The organism is Nostoc sp., from assembly GCF_036919675.1.
Taxonomy (GTDB): domain Bacteria; phylum Cyanobacteriota; class Cyanobacteriia; order Cyanobacteriales; family Nostocaceae; genus Nostoc.
Genome location: NZ_JBALCP010000047.1, coordinates 1 through 16,189, shown reverse-complemented (window position 1 = coordinate 16,189; position 16,189 = coordinate 1). Strand labels below are relative to the sequence as shown.

Here is a 16,189-nt window from a genome sequence, read left to right as displayed (position 1 = left end):
TACTTAATCTTTAAGGAAAATCCCTGACAAAGAAAGAGTCTGAAGTCACAATTAAATATAGGAGTTTCCAAACTCTAAATGATGTTTAAGACAAATATTTGTCATTAAATAAAAAACCGGGGTACTTCGGACTAATTTTTTATGCGGATTTTAATTTACTCCTACAACTACTATCCAGAGCCAATTGGTATTGCCCCACTGATGACCGAATTAGCAGAGGGACTAGTGAACCGTGGGCATCAAGTGCGCGTAATCACCGCTATGCCCAACTACCCTGAGCGTCAAATTTACCAGGAATATCGGGGCAAGTGGTATGTCAACGAATACAAAAATGGCGTTCAAATTCAACGCAGTTACGTTTGGATTCGTCCCCAACCCAACCTATTAGATCGGGTGTTACTAGATGCTAGTTTCGTTGTCACTAGTTTTGTGCCTGCCCTCATCGGTTGGCGCCCAGATGTTATTCTCTCAACATCGCCATCTTTGCCAAGCTGTGTACCAGTCGCTCTTTTAGGATGGTTACGTGCTTGTCCTGTAATCTTAAACCTACAAGATATATTACCAGAAGCAGCAGTCCACGTCGGTCTACTGAAAAATAAATTGCTTATACAGTTATTTACAGTGTTGGAAAAATTTGCTTACCACACTGCCAGTAAAATTAGCGTCATTGCTGATGGGTTTGTGGACAATTTGCGAGCTAAGGGCGTAGAAGCTAACAAAATTGTGCAAATTCCCAACTGGGTTGATGTAAATTTTATCTGCCCTTTGCCTAAAGAAAATAACCCTTTCCGCGCAGCACATAATCTGAATGGCAAATTTGTAGTACTTTATTCTGGTAACATTGCCCTAACCCAAGGCTTAGAAGGCGTCGTCAAAGCTGCTTCTGAGTTGCGCCATATCCCAGATATTGTTTTTGTCATCGTTGGAGAAGCAAAAGGTTTACAGCGATTGCAACAGGAATGTCTAAACTGCGGCGCAGATAATGTTTTGCTACTGCCATTTCAACCCCGCCAACATTTGCCACAAATGTTAGCAGCTGCTGATGTTGGCTTGGTGGTGCAAAAGAAAAATGTTGTATCCTTCAATATGCCGTCAAAAATTCAAGTGTTACTTGCCAGTGGAAGGGCCTTAGTTGCCTCTGTCCCTGACAATGGTACAGCCGCAAAAGCCATCAGGCAAAGTGGCGGCGGAGTTATCGTTCCTCCAGAAGATCCTCAAGCTTTAGCAATGGCAATTTTAGATTTGTACCAAAACCCCGAAAAAGTCAAAACTCTGGGTTATAAAAGTCGTCAATATGCGGTTGAACACTATGCTTTTGAGCAAGCTTTAAATCAGTATGAGTCGTTGTGTTACTCATTGACGGTAGATCGTAGAGCAATTCAGTCCACAAGAGTTACAGTATCGAGAGCAGAAAGCCCATGAGGATGTGACCAACTCAGAAAGTCGCAATTCTACCCTCACTATCTAAATAGCAACAGATTTTGAGGGTGGTTAACTAATTCTGGGGGTTTAAGTCAAGAGCAGTTGTATTGTAGTTTTTAGTAGACAGCCGAAAACATCGATGTGACGTTACCTGCAAATTATTAGTACAGCATGGTGGAAAGAATTATCCAGAAAACAGCAAGGCATTAGCTTCTGACCGGAGGCGAAACGTCTCCAGCTTTGCTCAATCTCTCTCACCTGCTACCTGGTTTTAATCCAGAGTTTTCGTCTTAGCTGACTACTGAAAGTATTCCACCTCTTTGAGAGTAATTAGGTGAGTACTTCGTTCCTCGTAACTGGAGTTTTGTTCCGTTAGAATGCCACCTTTTTACGGAGTTTTTGGATAACGTAGGTATGTCGATAAAAATCTTCATACCACCCTTTGTTTTCTTATACCCTTTTGGGACTTCCACCGCATAAAGCCTAATTTCGCTGGTTTGCAGTAACGGTGATTCAAGTAGTGACTTAGATGAGAGTTATCCATAAGGACTTACTCACAGGAAACCACTTTTAGGCTAGTACAGCGCGGCGGAAATAAACAACCCATTTCAAATCAACGAAACGTTTACGCTGTATTTTTTTTGACTTTTGACTTTTGACTTTTGACTTTTGACTTCCGCCTTGCGGTACTAGTAGCTCTTTTTGCTTTTATCCCCGCTTCACCGATTGAGGGCTAGTCTCTACAGTGGGAGATATGTGTTTTCACTCCTACGTATAGAAGATAGGGGTTGTCGTTTTCTAGGGTACTTACGCTTACTTATAAGGTTATGAAGTTGTGATCTACAAGGGATTAAAGTGCGAACTCAATCCTAATGAATTACCCTGTAAAAGCCAGTCATCCCCCGATTGCTCGGTTTCGACTGAACGAATCGCACTTGAAAAGCTGCATAATAACCATCCGCAACTGCTGATTGCTGATGTCGAAATATAAACAGCTAATTATCAAACCAGCTTCCATAGACACCTATTTTTTTGTTAGTATTCAAAAAAACCTATTGACACATTTTCAGATCAATTGTTTGTTATTTGTAAGTAAATGTAAACAATTGTTTCAAAAGAAAGAAAGCACATGAGGTTTAATGACTGATTATTTCCAAGGAAATTTCCCATTACAATCTGTCCCACTGACGAAAAGTGTGGTAAAGAGCCACGCCCAAACTGAAGAGACGAGTGGAAAATTAGCTGCAACGATCGCAGAAGCTGCATCAGACCGCAAAGCGGGTGAGATTTTATTGCTCAAAGTAGCAGAGGTATCTTACCTGGCTGATTACTTTGTGATGATGACTGGCTATTCTAGAGTACAAGTAAGGGCGATCGCTCAAGCAATTGAAGGAAAAGTCGAAACTGAATTGCAACGGCGTCCCATAAGGACAGAAGGAAAAGTCGAGGGGAGTTGGGTACTACAAGACTACGGTGATGTGATCGTTCACATCATGATGCCCAAGGAACGGGAGTTTTATAATTTAGAAGCGTTCTGGATTCATGCAGAGCGTATTTCCCTTCCAGAATCTGATGAGGGTGAGGGTAAGCCAACATGATTAGGTCTTCGGTTTCAAATTGCCCAGTTCCCACAGACCAACAACCGCTCAATGAGTACGAAGAGTTAAAAACTTCCTGGCTGTTTCGTGATAGCACTTTAAATTGGCGCAAGTATATCACGAAAATTGTTTGGATTTGGAGTTTATCTTGGCTGGTAGCAGGACCTGTAGCTGCGGCAAGTTTTCCTGCCCACAAGTATATTGCACATTTTATCCTTTGTGGTGCAGCAGGAGCGAGTGTCGGAGTAGTGCTGGCACTGGTAAGGTTGTACTTAGGGTGGTTTTACGTGTGCGATCGCCTTTGCAGTCCCACAGTATTTTATGAAGAGTCCGGCTGGTATGACGGCCAAACTTGGACGAAGCCACAGGAAGTCCTCAACCGCGATCGTTTAATTGTGGCATACGAAATCAAACCTATTCTGCGGCGGTTACAATTTACCGTTGCTGGCTTGGCGGGAATGTTCGTTATTGGTACGATAGTTTGGCATTTGTTTTAAAAGTTAGGAGTCAGGAGTTAGGAGTGATTAATGAAGAGTCCTGAGTACCGAGTACTGAGTTAAAAGACCGCCCACAAGGAGCGGGGCATATACCGAGAGCATCTAAATAAAGTACTTTTTACTTTACTCAGGACTGAAAACTCACCAGTGAGTTTGGTTAATAATTCATAATTCTTAACTCCTAACTCCTAACTAAAAAAAGGTAATAAATATAAACCCATGACAATGGGAAAACGAACTCAAGCCACAGCACTGGAAGTCCGGTTGCTGCGGGAAGGTCTTATTGAATCCAAGCATATAGTCCAGGCTGTTGTATGCGACGAACGGGGACGGGTTCTAACCGTAGCCGGAAATTCTGAAACTGCTACATTTATTCGTTCAGCGCTCAAACCATTTCAGGCACTCGCAGTCACCACCACGGGTACACTGGAACGCTATAACCTCAGCGATCGCGACTTAGCAATTATCACAAGTTCCCACAAAGGAAGAATAGATCAAGTCCGACAGGTATTTAATATCCTTTGGCGGGCTGATCTTGACCCAACTATACTCCAGTGTCCAATTCCTGAAGGTAAGCGCAGTCCTCTGGAGTACAATTGCTCTGGTAAACATGCGGGAATGTTAGCCGTTTGTCAGCAGCGCCATTGGCCCTTGAATAACTACTTGGATCGCAAGCACCCAATACAGCAGTTGATTTTGGGCAAAGTAGCAGAGTTGCTGCGAATGCCAGCTGAAGAATTTATCAGCGCTCATGATGACTGTGGCGCACCAACTTATCTGATGCAACTCGGTCATATGGCCTCTTTGTATGCGTTGTTAGCCTCTAGTACCAATTTGGATATGGAGCGCATCGTCCGTGCTATGACTCATCACCCCGCTATGGTAGCAGGAGATGGAGAATTTGATACGGAACTGATGCGTTTAACTCCAGGGGAACTGGTCAGCAAAGCTGGTGCCGAAGGAGTGCAGTGCATTGGTAGACTCGGTGAGGGCATGGGATTGGCAATCAAAGTCATGGATGGGACAAAACGGGCAAAACATGCCGTTGCTATTCACTTACTCCAGCAAATGGGTTGGATTAGTCCCAGCGCCGCCGAAAGCCTCTCAGAAAAGTTTGTGACTTTGGGAAAATACAAGCGTTTAGAAGTAATTGGAGAATTATCATTTTTGTAGTTGCCAAACTCTTGACTATAGGTTATGCTATAAAAGTTAAGAGCGACGCGGGATAGAGCAGCCTGGTAGCTCGTCGGGCTCATAACCCGAAGGTCAGTGGTTCAAATCCACTTCCCGCCACCAAATAAAAGATAAAACAAAACCCTACAATCAATAAAGATTGAAGGGTTTTGTTTTATTTTGATCTATTCTGGAAGAAATAGCCATCTAAAAGGCGCGGAGAATCATGGTTGTGAAGTTGCAGCGACCAATTTTAGTGGGAGGATTGGGACTGTCCTTCTCCCTGTGGATGTTACAAAGTTGGCAGGATTCTATAGTGCAGGTGGGTGAGTTTGGTTTATTGAGTGCTTTAGCTGTAGGCGGTGGTTTGTGGTTATTCCAGCAAAATCGCCCGAAAGACAGTTTAGAGCAGCTAGATGGTATGCTCGTGGATCGGGCGACTGGGGAAAGTGCGATCGCTAAAACTGAAGCCGTAATAAACCAACTGGCACAAGAAGCAGAAAACCATCTGGCATTAGAGACACTCAGAGAACAAGTTGCCCAATTATTGTTGGAATTAGACAGGCAAGAAATTAAAGTGGCTGTGACTGGCGGTAAATCCGTGGGTAAAAGCACTTTAATGCAAGTGCTAAAGCAAAATGTCGAGACACGAAATTTAGTGTCTTTAGAAGAGACAGCACCTTTCTTTAGAGAAGTAAGTGACAATTCAGATGCAACTATTTTGGCAGAAGTGGCAAAATCTGATTTTGTTCTGTTCCTGACAAACGGTGATTTGACAGACTCAGAATTTCAAACCTTACAGCAGTTAAAAGCAGCAAATCAGCCCACAATCCTGGTTTTCAATAAACAAGACCAGTATTTAACCGATGAAAGCGCCAGCATCTTACTGTCATTGAAACAGCGGATGCAGGGAAATGTAGTTGCAACTGCGGCCTCTCCCATTGCCATCAAAGTCCGAAAGCATGAGGCTGATGGTTCTGTGCAAGAGTGGATGGAACAACCAGCACCAGCTATCCAGCAGTTGACACAGCAGTTGGACGAAGTTTTGGCACAGCAAGGACAACGGCTGGTTTGGCTAACTACCATCAGAAAAGCCGGGTTGTTGAAAGCTGAGGCGAAAAACTGGCTGAATGGAACCAGACGCGCTCGCGCCACCCCAATTATTGAACAATATCAGTGGATAGCTGCTGCTGCTGCCTTTGCTAACCCAGTACCAGCCCTTGACATCCTAGCGACTGCGGCAATTAATGCTCAGATGGTAATGGATTTGGGTAATATCTATCAGCAGAAGTTTTCCCTGGAACAGGCGCAAACCGTAGCTGGAACAATGGGAAGTTTGATGCTGAAACTGGGTTTAGTTGAACTTTCTACAAAGGCGATTGGTACTGTTCTTAAAAGTAATGCCGTTACCTTTGTTGCTGGTGGTGTGGTGCAGGGAGTAAGTGCAGCTTATCTGACTAGGGTAGCAGGGTTAAGTCTAGTTGAGTATTTCCAACAGCAGGAAATAGCGATAGATTCCGGGACTGGTTTGAATTTGGAGAATTTGCGGCAAACATTGCAAAAAGTATTTGGGCAAAATCAGCAAATTGGTTTTTTGCAGGGGTTTGTTAAGCAAGGTATGAAGCGTTTGTTGCCAGAGGTGCAGCAGGTTGAAGTTGTAGGTATTCAGAAGGCAGTGGGTTAAGTTCACGCAAAGGCGTAGAGTTTTTCTTTGCGCCTTTGCATTATGCTGAAAAGGAGTTTGAAAGTATTTTTAGATACTGTTGATCACAGTCAAAAGTCTTTGTGCTATTGGCTCAAAATATTCAACTGAGTCTCTAGCTCTACTAATGTGTGCCCCACGCAAACCATCTGCACTGGTACAATCAAAAACTGGTTTTTTTGCTTCTAATGAATAAGGAATTAGACTGTGAAGATTAGGAATTTTTCCTAGATTAAAAGTTTTATCAGGCCAGTAGTGAACTTGCTTCAGTTTTGCTAATCTGTTGACAATATTTTCTTGAATTGCTGACTCGATGCGATTTCCAAATATCTGCCAGCCTTTTGTCATTTTTTCTTCAGAATCTTCGCGGATATTGTGCTGTTGCATCACATAGCCTAAAAATGTTGGGCATCCGTGCGGTAGAGCTAAACTTTGATCTTTCCATGCATCATTGCATTGTTCCCAACCTTGACGCCATGCTTCGAGTTTAAAACCTAGATTTTCTGTGCCTCTAATCGAGAAGAGATCAGGAGAGATGGGAATTATAAAATAATCACTAGCCCCCAGTACAGCACGATTGAGAGCACCTAGATTAGGACCAAGATCAACCATGATAACATCCGCCTGAACACGGTTTGCAGCCCAATTAATATAACGATAAATAGCTGACTGAACTCTTAAACTAGATTCACTACCACCTCTTCCACTGTTCCATGTATCACCCAAAAGGTCTTCGTAGTTACTTAAGAGTAAATCGCCAGGAACTAGGTAAAGATTTGGATAGTTATTTGGATTTATTTGAGATGGGCCACGTTGCCGAATATCTCCAATTGATCTATAAACTGGCTCAATTGCTCGCCAGATGCTATTTCCACGCTCGCTCCATGCTCGTTCTATATTGCTTTCAGGTAGTGCATAAGCTGTTAGATTGCATTGGCTATCACAATCAACCATAAGTACGGTTTTATTAGACTGCTCAAGAAGGTGGGCTATATGGAACATATAAGTGGTTTTCCCCACTCCACCTTTATTATTAAAGATACTAATGATGGCTGGCATATTATATATAAATTAAACTTTCAAATATTACAGTACCATTTGAGTGATGAAATGTATATTTTTATTTGAATAAAAATTATTTTTTATGAACAATCACCCTTGTGTTTTCTCCTTTTTTGCTAGTTCAGTTTTCATAAATTTAGGTTTTGAAACCAGCAATTTTAACATTGTTTATGTCAAAGACATCTTCTCACAATTCATGCTAGTCTATTGCCATTTACGCGGAGATTTACTTTTTACTTGTTAAGCAGAAGATGACATTTGGGTGGTGCTGTAGATAAACCTAAAATTTACCCAAGCCTAAAATGGGCTTGGGTGTATTTAAGAATTATCGTGATTGGGAGTTACCAAAAAATTGTGAATAAAGGTAGTTAGCTAAACAGCACCACTGTTTCTCTTAAACAGAATAGCTATAGTTTTGAAAATTAGCTTTAAATCGTACACCAAACTCCAATTTTTTTGATACTGCAAATCCAGGCGAATTACATCTTCAAAACTACGGACTGTAGAACGCCCATTTACTTGCCATTCGCCAGTCATACCGGGTTTAACATCTAAACGTTGCCACTCCGGTACTTCATAACGTTCCACTTCATCAGGTGTAGGTGGTCGGGTGCCTACTAAACTCATCTCTCCTTTGAGGACGTTCCAAAATTGGGGTAGTTCATCAAAACTCGTTCGCCGTAAAAAGCGCCCTACCTTGGTAATTCTGGGGTCATTCTCATTTTTGAAAAAGGCACCTTGCACTTGGTTTTTGACTTCGGATTTCTTCGCTTCCGCATCCACACACATGGAGCGGAATTTCCAAATCTTAAACCGCTTGCCCATCCAACCACAGCGGGTTTGACTAAAGAAAATGGGACCGGGATCATTAATTTCAATAGCGATCGCAATCGGAATAAACAAAACTCCTGTAATTAATAAACCGATAACTGACCCGACAATGTCTAACAACCGTTTCATCCAAGATGCCACAGAAGCGTGAGTAGTGGGTAACTGCTCTACTTTACGGGAAGTTGTCTTCCGATTATCTACTAAGTCTTCTTGTTCTATTAGCGACCCATCGTCCACAGGCTCTAGGGGAAAAACCTGATCCAATCCCGTGAGTTTTAGGACTGCCATTACCTGAGGTGTTACATTCCGCAGTGTTAATGTAATCTCTTTCGCCTGAGCATATTTAAAATTACTTACCAGGGCACCTAAACCACTACTATCCATAAAAGTAGTTTGTTGAAAGTCAATAATGATTTGCTTGGGATGTGAATTGGGCTGAATTAAGCCTTGGCAGGTTTGCTTAAAGCCTAAAGCCTCCAGCACGCTCAACCGCCTGGGCATCTGCATTATAGCCGTGTCGTTTAGGGAATTAACTGGAAAATCGACCTCTGTCGGTTGGCTAGTCATGAAGCTCTGCACTTTCGTTGCCATGTATAATATAATCTGCCAAACATTATTATGTCCTAGAAAATTACTTAATCTAATATTGGAATCAGTAGTAATAAGGACTAATTGCTATTTACTGGGGCTGAGATTGGAGATCGCCAGCAACGATTCACAATAGAACAAGAAGCCAAAAAACATCCTTGCTGTTGTGCCGACGCAGCGCGATCGCGTTGCTCTGATCAAATAAATGATTGCTAAAACTCCAGTTACACCTACTGCACGCCTGATTGAGGTCTTTTCTGCCATTCAAGGGGAAGGACTGAATGTAGGGACACGTCAGATTTTTATTCGTTTTGCTCTGTGTGATTTGCGCTGTCATTTTTGTGATAGTGCCCACACTTGGAATGCACCTGCTACTTGTCGGATAGAGCGATCGCCTGGATTGCGCGACTTTGAAATCCACTCTAACCCTGTCCCATTACCCATATTAATCGAATGGGTGGAACAGCAAAATCTACCTTGTCTACACGATAGCATTAGCTTAACTGGAGGCGAACCACTTCTTCATGCCCCATTTTTAATGCAGTTTCTCCCCCAAGTGCGAGCCATAACTGGTCTACCTATATACTTAGAAACTGGGGGACATCGCCCAGAACAACTGGCGATGATTCTCCCCTACTTAGACTCTGTGGGTATGGATTTCAAATTGCCCAGTGTCAGCGGTGAAAGTCATTGGCAAGAACATGCTAAATTTCTCCAATTATGTCATGATTCATATTTAAATGTTTTTGTCAAGATAATTGTGTCTCAAAACACAGATCCAGCCGAGTTGGAACGTTCAGCTTTGCTGGTGGCAGAGGTGAGTCCAGATATCTCAGTATTTTTACAACCTGTTACGCCTTTGGCAGCATCTGAACAATTCTCCCCAATACCTGTACTTGCCCCTACGGCTGATCAAGTTTTGACGTGGCAAGCTTTAATGAAGCGGTTTGTCAAGCAAGTGCGTGTGATCCCTCAGACGCATAAAATGCTGAACCAGTTGTAAAATTTGAGTTTGATAAAGATGTAGTCAAGAAAAAAGTAAGATTTTATGAAATAGTCATTGATCTGCTGCTAATCAAGGAGGCAGCAGCCCCCTCAGTAAGCAATCTAGTTATCTCAATCAAAACTCTAAGAGGTTTTACACAGTAAAACCGTCCCTCTGGGAGTCGGAGAGAGAAAGACTTGAACTAAAGTTCAAGGCAGGGAGAGATTCCTCGAACTCATGTTGATTTAGGTATTTTGTGGGGTGGGCAATACCCACCCAACCTACTTTCTGGTTTCTACAGTGCGCCCTCATCTGGAGTTTTGGATTTACCTTTTGCCTTATTGGCACTGCGTTTGAGGGCAGAGAGTCTTGCTTCGTATTTCGACCGTTGGCGCTTACTAGGAGTATTATCAATCAGGGTTTTTAAGGCGCTACCTAGACTTTTGTAGGCATTCGGGAGGCTATAACCAAAACGAGTTGCTAAGGCGATCGCTTTTTCATCAGCATTTAGCAATTCTTTTAGTTGCTTTTCACCACTATTCTTTTGGTACAGTCGCCACCCTGACACGCCACAAAGCGACAAAGCTAACACCAATAGCAATCCATCTTGTACCCACAATTCGCCTACAGCACCACCTAAACCGATGGCTAGTGCTGCCATTTCCCAACCATCTTTAGGAATTGTGTCATTTTGAACGCGAGCAACTTCATGCCAGAACAGCAGATTACGCTGATCCATTGCGAGGGCATCCCATTTCACCAAGTCAATTTGAATTTCTACCTGGTCTTTACCAATTTCTTCGCAGCGAACCAGGGGTGGATTGACCTCAGTTGTGCCTTCAACCGTGACCCAGCTCTGTAATTCTGGCGGTAGTAAGCCTTTCAACCGCCGGAGTTCACTCATTTCCGCTTTGGCAGAGGAGGTTGCATAGGATGTCATAATATCCAGCCCCAGAAAATTTCAGTATATAGTGAGGGTATCACTTTGGAGTATAGCTATTTAAGTGATGATCCGTCTCAGTCGTCCTTAAAACTTCCTCGCTTTTTTCGCGCTTCCATTGCCTTTTCTAGCAAATCTAGTAATCCTGGGGCTTCTTCCTGGATACTGAGTAACAGTCTTTCCCCAAGTTCAATATTCCCCGGATCAAGACCTGTGTCCATAACTTCTTTCAGGCGAGGTGCCGCTATGCCATCCACAATCTGAATTAACCCACTCAGACAACGGTGAAATTGCTTTTCTGTGAGAATCGAGTCTTCTAGAGGAAACTCAATAATGGCACGGATTTCACCATCGGATGGGTCATACTCCCATTGCAACATTTTGGTTTCCCAGGAAATAGCAAGCATTGTCTGCAAGATAGCTCCCTTGTGAGGATGGTCTTGACTTATTGCCAGAACTTGAGGGGTAAATACCCGGAAAAATTTTCCCTCTTCATCCAGCTGGACAACTATTAGGAAATCTTCTAAATTATCAGCCTCCACACCTGTTATAATCCGGTCTTCTTGATCATCAAAACGGTAGTCCCAACCAAGGTTATCTAAATAGTTGGCAATCTGTTTGAGGTTAGCTCCCATAAAAGCCTCTTAAGGAACGGTGGAGCAGCTGTTACCAGACCTAGTTTAACCTGCTAGCAGTAGTTGTTTAGGTTGGTGTGGCTACTTCTAATCAGATAGAAGTATGCAATTAGGGAATTGGGCATGGGGTACTTGTACTGAGCTTGTCCTGAGCGGCGTCATTGGCGCAGCCCAAGGTAGAGAAGGGCGAAGCCGAGGTAAGGGCGGCGTCGTTGGCGCAGCCTCTCCAAGAGTTGTATTGGGCATGGGGCATTGGAGATAGGAAAAACAGATGATCATTCTGCGCGGGGAATGATATTTTATGAAAGACTCTTGCTCATTATTAAAGAAGCGCTAATTGCGTTTTTATAAATTTTATCCAGTGAAGGATATAGAACTAATTTTCTAAAAATTTAATATTATCTTCCAGATTTAATAAATGCATTGCTATCTCAAGCATGGTGGAAGCATGTTAAATATAACTCGGAAGCTCAAGCCGAGTTCAGATAATTTGCATTTAGCATCTAAGGCTTTTAAAAATATAAGTAAAAACTTAAACTACCGCTTTCAAAGGCAAATGAATATAGCACAAAGACTGGTAGAGTTTTATATTACAAGCAACAAATTGTTTTCACGGAATGATTGTAGTGATCAATACATTTTTTATTGTCGAGCATCAATAAAGTTTATGCGTAAATCAGCTTTAATTCTAGCGATCGCACCCTTAGTCTTTACGATCGCTGCTTGTGGTGGAGAGTCAGGTAAAACAGCAAATACATCCAGCCCTCCAGGCAGTACTCCAGTAACACAAGTAAATCGAAATCGCTGGGATAGTGTTAAAAGCCGTGGTTAAGTAATTTGCGGTGTCAGTGGAGAAGTGCCAGGGTTTAGCTTTGTGGGAACTGATGGTAAATATAGCGGCATTGATGTGGATGTCTGTCGCGCGATCGCCGCAGCTTTATTTGATAACCCAGATGCAGTAGAATTTCGCAATCTCAATTCCAAAGAATGGTTTACGTGGAGGTTTTCCGCAATACCCCCTTACTGCTGCAATTGCTATTTTGGTACTTTGCTGTTTTCCTAAGTTTTCCCAAAACAGAAAATAAGATATCTCTTTGGGGTTTTATTGGCGTTAGTCAAAATGGCTTACAGTTCCCTTGGTTTACCCTATCACCAGAGTTTTCAACTTTGCTGTTGGGATTAACTTTTTACACGGGTGCGTTTATCGCTGAAATTGTCCGAGGTGGGATTCAATCAGTAGCTAAGGGACAGTGGGAAGCAGCGCGCTAGCTAGGATTAAAACCAGGGTTAGTTATGCGGCTGGTGATTTTTCCCCAAGCCTTGCGGGTAATCATTCCACCATTGACGAGTCAATATCTCAATTTGACGAAGAATACCAGTTTAGCGATCGCCATCGGCTACCCTGATATTTATTTTGTCGCCTCCACCACTTTTAACCAAACGGGGAAAGCCGTAGAAGTGATATTACTGATTATGCTCACCTATCTCACCCTGAGTTTGATTATCTCTGTAGTTATGAATTTGTTCAATCGCACCGTGCAAATTAAAGAGAGATGACGGGAATGAGGGAGATGAGGGAGATGAGGAAGCAGTTGAGGGTGAAGGTTGAGCCTTTGAACTCGGAAGTTGCACCGCTGAACTCGGAAGTTGCACCTTTGAGGCTAAAGATTGAACCTTTAAGAATGACTAATGACAAATCCTCAATCAACTCGGCTACGTAAAAACCTATTCAGTACTTGGTACAACAGCTTGTTAACTGTTGTTTGTTTAGTATTGCTGTTTTGGATAGTACGAGGAGTTCTAACTTGGGCAACTACTCAAGCACAATGGGCGGTAATTCAGGTTAATTTACGTTTATTTTTAGTTGGTAGGTTTCCGCAAACACTATATTGGCGAACTTGGATTGTGTTGGCGATCACTTCGACTTTAAGCGCTATAACTGGGGGTGTATTCTTTGGCAAACAACAGTTAACAAAGTGGGGAATTAGTTTATTTGCTTTCATCATCGGCGTTTTGTTAGTTGTTTTACCACTGGACTTTGCATCCCGGCTTTGGTTATTGTTAATTGCAGTTTTACTATTTGCAGGTTTTTGGCTTGGAGGAAAGTTTACTAAGGTACTCACTCCTTGGCTTTCCCTATTCTGGTTATTGTCTTTCCCCATAATTTTATGGCTAATTGGCGGTGGATTTGGATTGCAACCTGTATCTACAAATTTGTGGAACGGTTTGCTACTTACCCTACTAATGGCAGCAGTCAGTATTGTGCTTTCCTTTCCCATTGGGGTTTTACTTACTTTAGGGCGCACAAGCAATTTACCCGTAGTCCGTTGGTTTTCTATCCTGTACATTGAAATTGTTAGGGGAGTACCACTGATTGGAATTTTGTTCCTTGCTCAAGTAATGCTGCCGTTATTTCTGTCAGCAGATGTGCGTTTAGATCGGGTATTGCGAGCAATTGCTGGACTAGTACTATTTAGTGCCGCTTACATGGCAGAAAACGTGCGCGGTGGACTCCAATCAATTCCTCGCGGACAAATTGAAGCAGCGAAAGCATTAGGATTAAATACACCTTTGGTAGTGATATTAATTGTCCTACCTCAAGCCTTACGTAGCGTTATTCCTGCGATCGTTGGTCAGTTTATCGGCTTATTTAAAGACACTTCACTTTTATCTTTGGTGGGATTAGTGGAACTTACAGGTATTGCTCGTTCCATATTGGCACAACCACAGTTTCTCGGTCGCTATGCAGAAGTATATCTATTTATTGGATTAATTTATTGGATATTTTGTTACTCAATGTCCTTGGCTTCTCGACTATTAGAAAGACAATTAAGCCAGTAGTCAAATGCCCTCATGAAGACAGTCAGCCCCTTCCCTACGGGACGCTACGCGAACGGGGAAGTCAAAAGTCAAAAGTCAAAAGTCAAAAATTAGAACCCCATAAATAAATTTAGTTGCTCTGAGTCAACTGACGTAGTATTTCTTGTACTACATATCTTGAAATACATTTTTTTATTTTCCATAAATAAATTTAGGGGCTTGTACCTTTTTCTTTCTGGTCATTAGTCCTTTGTAAATATAAATGACTAGTAAACGCGATCGCTGCGACCACTTGAAGAAAATAATAGACAGTAATTCTGATACAATTATTAAAAATTTTTAGCATCAAGCTTTCAGATGACGATCATCCTTTCCTCAGACGATTGGGAGGATCTGTGGTATCAACAGAATCAAAATCCTCAAAGCCATAGGCATAACTTCTTGCAAGACGAATTTGAAACACTTGACGAACTGCCTAAATGTCTAGGACTAGGGTGTTGTCAGAGTGTGAAGTTATCTCCAGGTGTAGAACTGGAAATTTGTGACTATGAATTTCACGACGATATAGTGTTCAAGATACCTGTCCACAATCATCATCTAGTGCAATTTATAATTTTTTCATCTGGATTTATCTATGGTGATGAGGTGCATCCGAATCTTGGTGGCAAACGCTTTTATTTATCTGGTAGTGGGATCTCACCTGCTTTTACATCAAAGCGTAAAAAATCAGAGCGTATGACTTTCATTAACGTAGAGATCATACCTAAAGTGTTGGCAGCGTTTTTGCCTAGAGAGACAGAGCAAATTGCTCCCAACTTAAAGCTCTTGATTAAAGAAAACAAATGGGAGACATCCTTTTATCCAGATGTGACTTTAGCAATGCAAGTCACCGTGCAGCAAATATCGAATTGTCCGTACTGTGGTGTAATGAAACGGTTGTATCTGCAAGCAAAAGTGTTTGAACTTTTGGTAATGCAATTGGACTTGATTTCGGCAGATGGGAGACAAATACCGTCTTCAGTACCACTGAAGTCAGAGACAATCGCTCAAATCTACCATGCCAGAGATATTTTACACCAGCGATTAAATAATCCGCCATCAATGATGAAACTGGCACAACTCGCAGACTTGAGTTCTCGCAAACTTCAACGGGGTTTTCGAGAACTCTTTGGCACCACAGTTTTTGGTTATTTGCATCACCATCGCATGGAGCAGGCACAGATATTGCTGCGGTACAGAGATATGCAAGTGTCAGAAGTTGCCCATGCTGTGGGCTATTCCCATTTGGGACATTTTACAGAAGCATTTAAGCGCAAGTTTGGCATTACACCGAAGCAGTGTCAGTTAGGAAAAAAATCGCCGCTCTAAGGATAAAAATTGTCGCTCTACCATGTGGCAATGCATTTGTTAATCCTGTAATCTTAGCTTTCTAAGCTTATTGATAAAAATTATCTTTTTGTATCAGGCATAGTTAGCATGAGACAGGGTTACATCCATAGTGTTAGATTGACCACCTTGATGTTACAGGCGATCGCGCAGTTTTCTTTGGGAATGGCGGTGACGTCGTTGTTCACATCAGCCGCTTGGGCAGAAGCAGGTACGCAGAAAGCAGAGAATCAGAAGCAGCAGCCGTCATTGATGAATTTAGACAAAGATGCTGTCCATAACCTATCCCATGCAAACAGAAATAACTTAAAGCCCATCTCCATCCCTAAAATTCTGCAACTTAGTGAGATAGAGCATCCTTACGCTAGCGCTCAAATGTTAATGGGACAGTCGCCAGGAGTACCATCCAAGGGTTAAGTTTGACTGTAAATCGTGGAGAAGTAGTAGTATTGATGGCAATACGGTTCAGTTAAGGCTCAAAGTGGTGTAAATTAAGCATTGTTCCCAAGAAAGGAAATTAAGTATCGTGCATCTGAGGGATTTCTCGTTG

At 42.3% G+C, this 16,189-nt stretch carries 15 protein-coding genes, 1 tRNA gene and 2 pseudogenes; 14 read left to right on the top strand and 4 right to left on the bottom strand.

Annotated elements, in window-relative coordinates:
* Nucleotides 1–141 precede the first annotated feature (141 nt).
* From V7K49_RS09020 to V7K49_RS08990, 7 genes are all read left to right on the top strand, one after another.
* The gene (locus V7K49_RS09020) at nucleotides 142–1,422 is read left to right on the top strand and encodes a glycosyltransferase family 4 protein (RefSeq protein WP_335205282.1); all 1,281 of its coding nucleotides are present in this window, start codon (nucleotides 142–144) and stop codon (nucleotides 1,420–1,422) included.
* 835 nt (nucleotides 1,423–2,257) lie between these two features.
* Nucleotides 2,258–2,413, top strand: a complete 156-nt coding sequence (locus V7K49_RS09015) for a hypothetical protein (RefSeq protein WP_334865548.1) — start codon at nucleotides 2,258–2,260, stop codon at nucleotides 2,411–2,413.
* Nucleotides 2,414–2,561: 148 nt separating this feature from the next.
* A complete protein-coding gene (gene rsfS, locus V7K49_RS09010; protein WP_334968650.1) occupies nucleotides 2,562–3,020 on the top strand; it encodes a ribosome silencing factor in 459 nt (152 codons plus the stop codon).
* The gene (locus V7K49_RS09005) at nucleotides 3,017–3,517 is read left to right on the top strand and encodes a CGLD27 family protein (protein ID WP_334721967.1); all 501 of its coding nucleotides are present in this window, start codon (nucleotides 3,017–3,019) and stop codon (nucleotides 3,515–3,517) included. The genes rsfS and V7K49_RS09005 overlap by 4 nt, the downstream gene beginning before the upstream one ends.
* Nucleotides 3,518–3,736: 219 nt before the next feature.
* A complete protein-coding gene (locus V7K49_RS09000; RefSeq protein WP_335070256.1) occupies nucleotides 3,737–4,690 on the top strand; it encodes an asparaginase in 954 nt (317 codons plus the stop codon).
* Between the two features lie 46 nt (nucleotides 4,691–4,736).
* Nucleotides 4,737–4,813: transfer RNA gene (locus V7K49_RS08995), tRNA-Met, on the top strand.
* Nucleotides 4,814–4,916: 103 nt separating this feature from the next.
* On the top strand, nucleotides 4,917–6,374 hold the full coding sequence (locus V7K49_RS08990) for a YcjF family protein (RefSeq protein ID WP_335205281.1): 1,458 nt from the start codon (nucleotides 4,917–4,919) through the stop codon (nucleotides 6,372–6,374).
* A gap of 69 nt (nucleotides 6,375–6,443) precedes the next feature.
* Here V7K49_RS08990 and V7K49_RS08985 read toward each other — a convergent pair whose 3' ends face one another.
* Both V7K49_RS08985 and V7K49_RS08980 read right to left on the bottom strand, forming a co-directional pair.
* Nucleotides 6,444–7,451, bottom strand: coding sequence for a ParA family protein (locus V7K49_RS08985; protein WP_335205280.1), 1,008 nt, complete (start codon nucleotides 7,449–7,451; stop codon nucleotides 6,444–6,446).
* A gap of 375 nt (nucleotides 7,452–7,826) precedes the next feature.
* Complete coding sequence (locus V7K49_RS08980) at nucleotides 7,827–8,876, bottom strand: sugar transferase (RefSeq protein ID WP_335205279.1); 1,050 nt, start codon at nucleotides 8,874–8,876, stop codon at nucleotides 7,827–7,829.
* Between the two features lie 202 nt (nucleotides 8,877–9,078).
* Between V7K49_RS08980 and V7K49_RS08975 the strand changes: the two genes are divergently transcribed.
* Nucleotides 9,079–9,876, top strand: coding sequence for a 7-carboxy-7-deazaguanine synthase QueE (locus V7K49_RS08975; RefSeq protein ID WP_335205278.1), 798 nt, complete (start codon nucleotides 9,079–9,081; stop codon nucleotides 9,874–9,876).
* Nucleotides 9,877–10,153: 277 nt separating this feature from the next.
* Here the strand turns inward: V7K49_RS08975 and V7K49_RS08970 are convergent, their stop codons facing one another.
* A complete protein-coding gene (locus tag V7K49_RS08970) occupies nucleotides 10,154–10,798 on the bottom strand; it encodes a DUF3318 domain-containing protein (RefSeq protein ID WP_273768538.1) in 645 nt (214 codons plus the stop codon).
* Between the two features lie 77 nt (nucleotides 10,799–10,875).
* The gene (locus tag V7K49_RS08965; RefSeq protein ID WP_334865561.1) at nucleotides 10,876–11,433 is read right to left on the bottom strand and encodes a hypothetical protein; all 558 of its coding nucleotides are present in this window, start codon (nucleotides 11,431–11,433) and stop codon (nucleotides 10,876–10,878) included.
* A 103-nt stretch (nucleotides 11,434–11,536) separates the two neighbouring features.
* Between V7K49_RS08965 and V7K49_RS08960 the strand changes: the two genes are divergently transcribed.
* The 6 genes and pseudogenes from V7K49_RS08960 (at nucleotide 11,537) to V7K49_RS08935 (ending at nucleotide 16,056) form a co-directional block, all read left to right on the top strand.
* Entirely contained in the window at nucleotides 11,537–11,695 is a 159-nt protein-coding gene (locus V7K49_RS08960; RefSeq protein ID WP_335205277.1) for a hypothetical protein, read from the top strand.
* Nucleotides 11,696–12,100: 405 nt separating this feature from the next.
* Nucleotides 12,101–12,430 (top strand): annotated as a pseudogene (locus V7K49_RS08955) (transporter substrate-binding domain-containing protein); the annotation flags it as partial.
* Nucleotides 12,421–12,990 (top strand): annotated as a pseudogene (locus tag V7K49_RS08950) (ABC transporter permease subunit); the annotation flags it as partial. The pseudogenes V7K49_RS08955 and V7K49_RS08950, both read left to right, overlap by 10 nt.
* Before the next feature lie 132 nt (nucleotides 12,991–13,122).
* Nucleotides 13,123–14,274, top strand: coding sequence for an amino acid ABC transporter permease (locus V7K49_RS08945; protein WP_335205276.1), 1,152 nt, complete (start codon nucleotides 13,123–13,125; stop codon nucleotides 14,272–14,274).
* Nucleotides 14,275–14,610: 336 nt separating this feature from the next.
* On the top strand, nucleotides 14,611–15,621 hold the full coding sequence (locus tag V7K49_RS08940) for a helix-turn-helix transcriptional regulator (protein ID WP_335205275.1): 1,011 nt from the start codon (nucleotides 14,611–14,613) through the stop codon (nucleotides 15,619–15,621).
* Between the two features lie 108 nt (nucleotides 15,622–15,729).
* Nucleotides 15,730–16,056, top strand: coding sequence for a hypothetical protein (locus tag V7K49_RS08935; RefSeq protein ID WP_335205274.1), 327 nt, complete (start codon nucleotides 15,730–15,732; stop codon nucleotides 16,054–16,056).
* The last annotated feature ends 133 nt before the right edge of the window (nucleotides 16,057–16,189 follow it).

Bases quoted from the DNA above. Each gene is read 5' to 3' on its own strand.
- V7K49_RS09005 (WP_334721967.1), top strand. From the start codon at position 3,017: ATGATTAGGTCTTCGGTTTCAAATTGCCCAGTTCCCACAGACCAACAA.
- V7K49_RS08940 (WP_335205275.1), top strand. From the start codon at position 14,611: ATGACGATCATCCTTTCCTCAGACGATTGGGAGGATCTGTGGTATCAA.
- V7K49_RS09000 (WP_335070256.1), top strand. From the start codon at position 3,737: ATGACAATGGGAAAACGAACTCAAGCCACAGCACTGGAAGTCCGGTTG.
- V7K49_RS08985 (WP_335205280.1), bottom strand. From the start codon at position 7,451: ATGCCAGCCATCATTAGTATCTTTAATAATAAAGGTGGAGTGGGGAAA.
- V7K49_RS08980 (WP_335205279.1), bottom strand. From the start codon at position 8,876: ATGGCAACGAAAGTGCAGAGCTTCATGACTAGCCAACCGACAGAGGTC.
- V7K49_RS08990 (WP_335205281.1), top strand. From the start codon at position 4,917: ATGGTTGTGAAGTTGCAGCGACCAATTTTAGTGGGAGGATTGGGACTG.
- V7K49_RS08935 (WP_335205274.1), top strand. From the start codon at position 15,730: ATGAGACAGGGTTACATCCATAGTGTTAGATTGACCACCTTGATGTTA.
- rsfS (WP_334968650.1), top strand. From the start codon at position 2,562: ATGACTGATTATTTCCAAGGAAATTTCCCATTACAATCTGTCCCACTG.
- V7K49_RS08970 (WP_273768538.1), bottom strand. From the start codon at position 10,798: ATGACATCCTATGCAACCTCCTCTGCCAAAGCGGAAATGAGTGAACTC.
- V7K49_RS08975 (WP_335205278.1), top strand. From the start codon at position 9,079: ATGATTGCTAAAACTCCAGTTACACCTACTGCACGCCTGATTGAGGTC.
- V7K49_RS08960 (WP_335205277.1), top strand. From the start codon at position 11,537: ATGCAATTAGGGAATTGGGCATGGGGTACTTGTACTGAGCTTGTCCTG.
- V7K49_RS08945 (WP_335205276.1), top strand. From the start codon at position 13,123: ATGACAAATCCTCAATCAACTCGGCTACGTAAAAACCTATTCAGTACT.
- V7K49_RS09020 (WP_335205282.1), top strand. From the start codon at position 142: ATGCGGATTTTAATTTACTCCTACAACTACTATCCAGAGCCAATTGGT.
- V7K49_RS08965 (WP_334865561.1), bottom strand. From the start codon at position 11,433: ATGGGAGCTAACCTCAAACAGATTGCCAACTATTTAGATAACCTTGGT.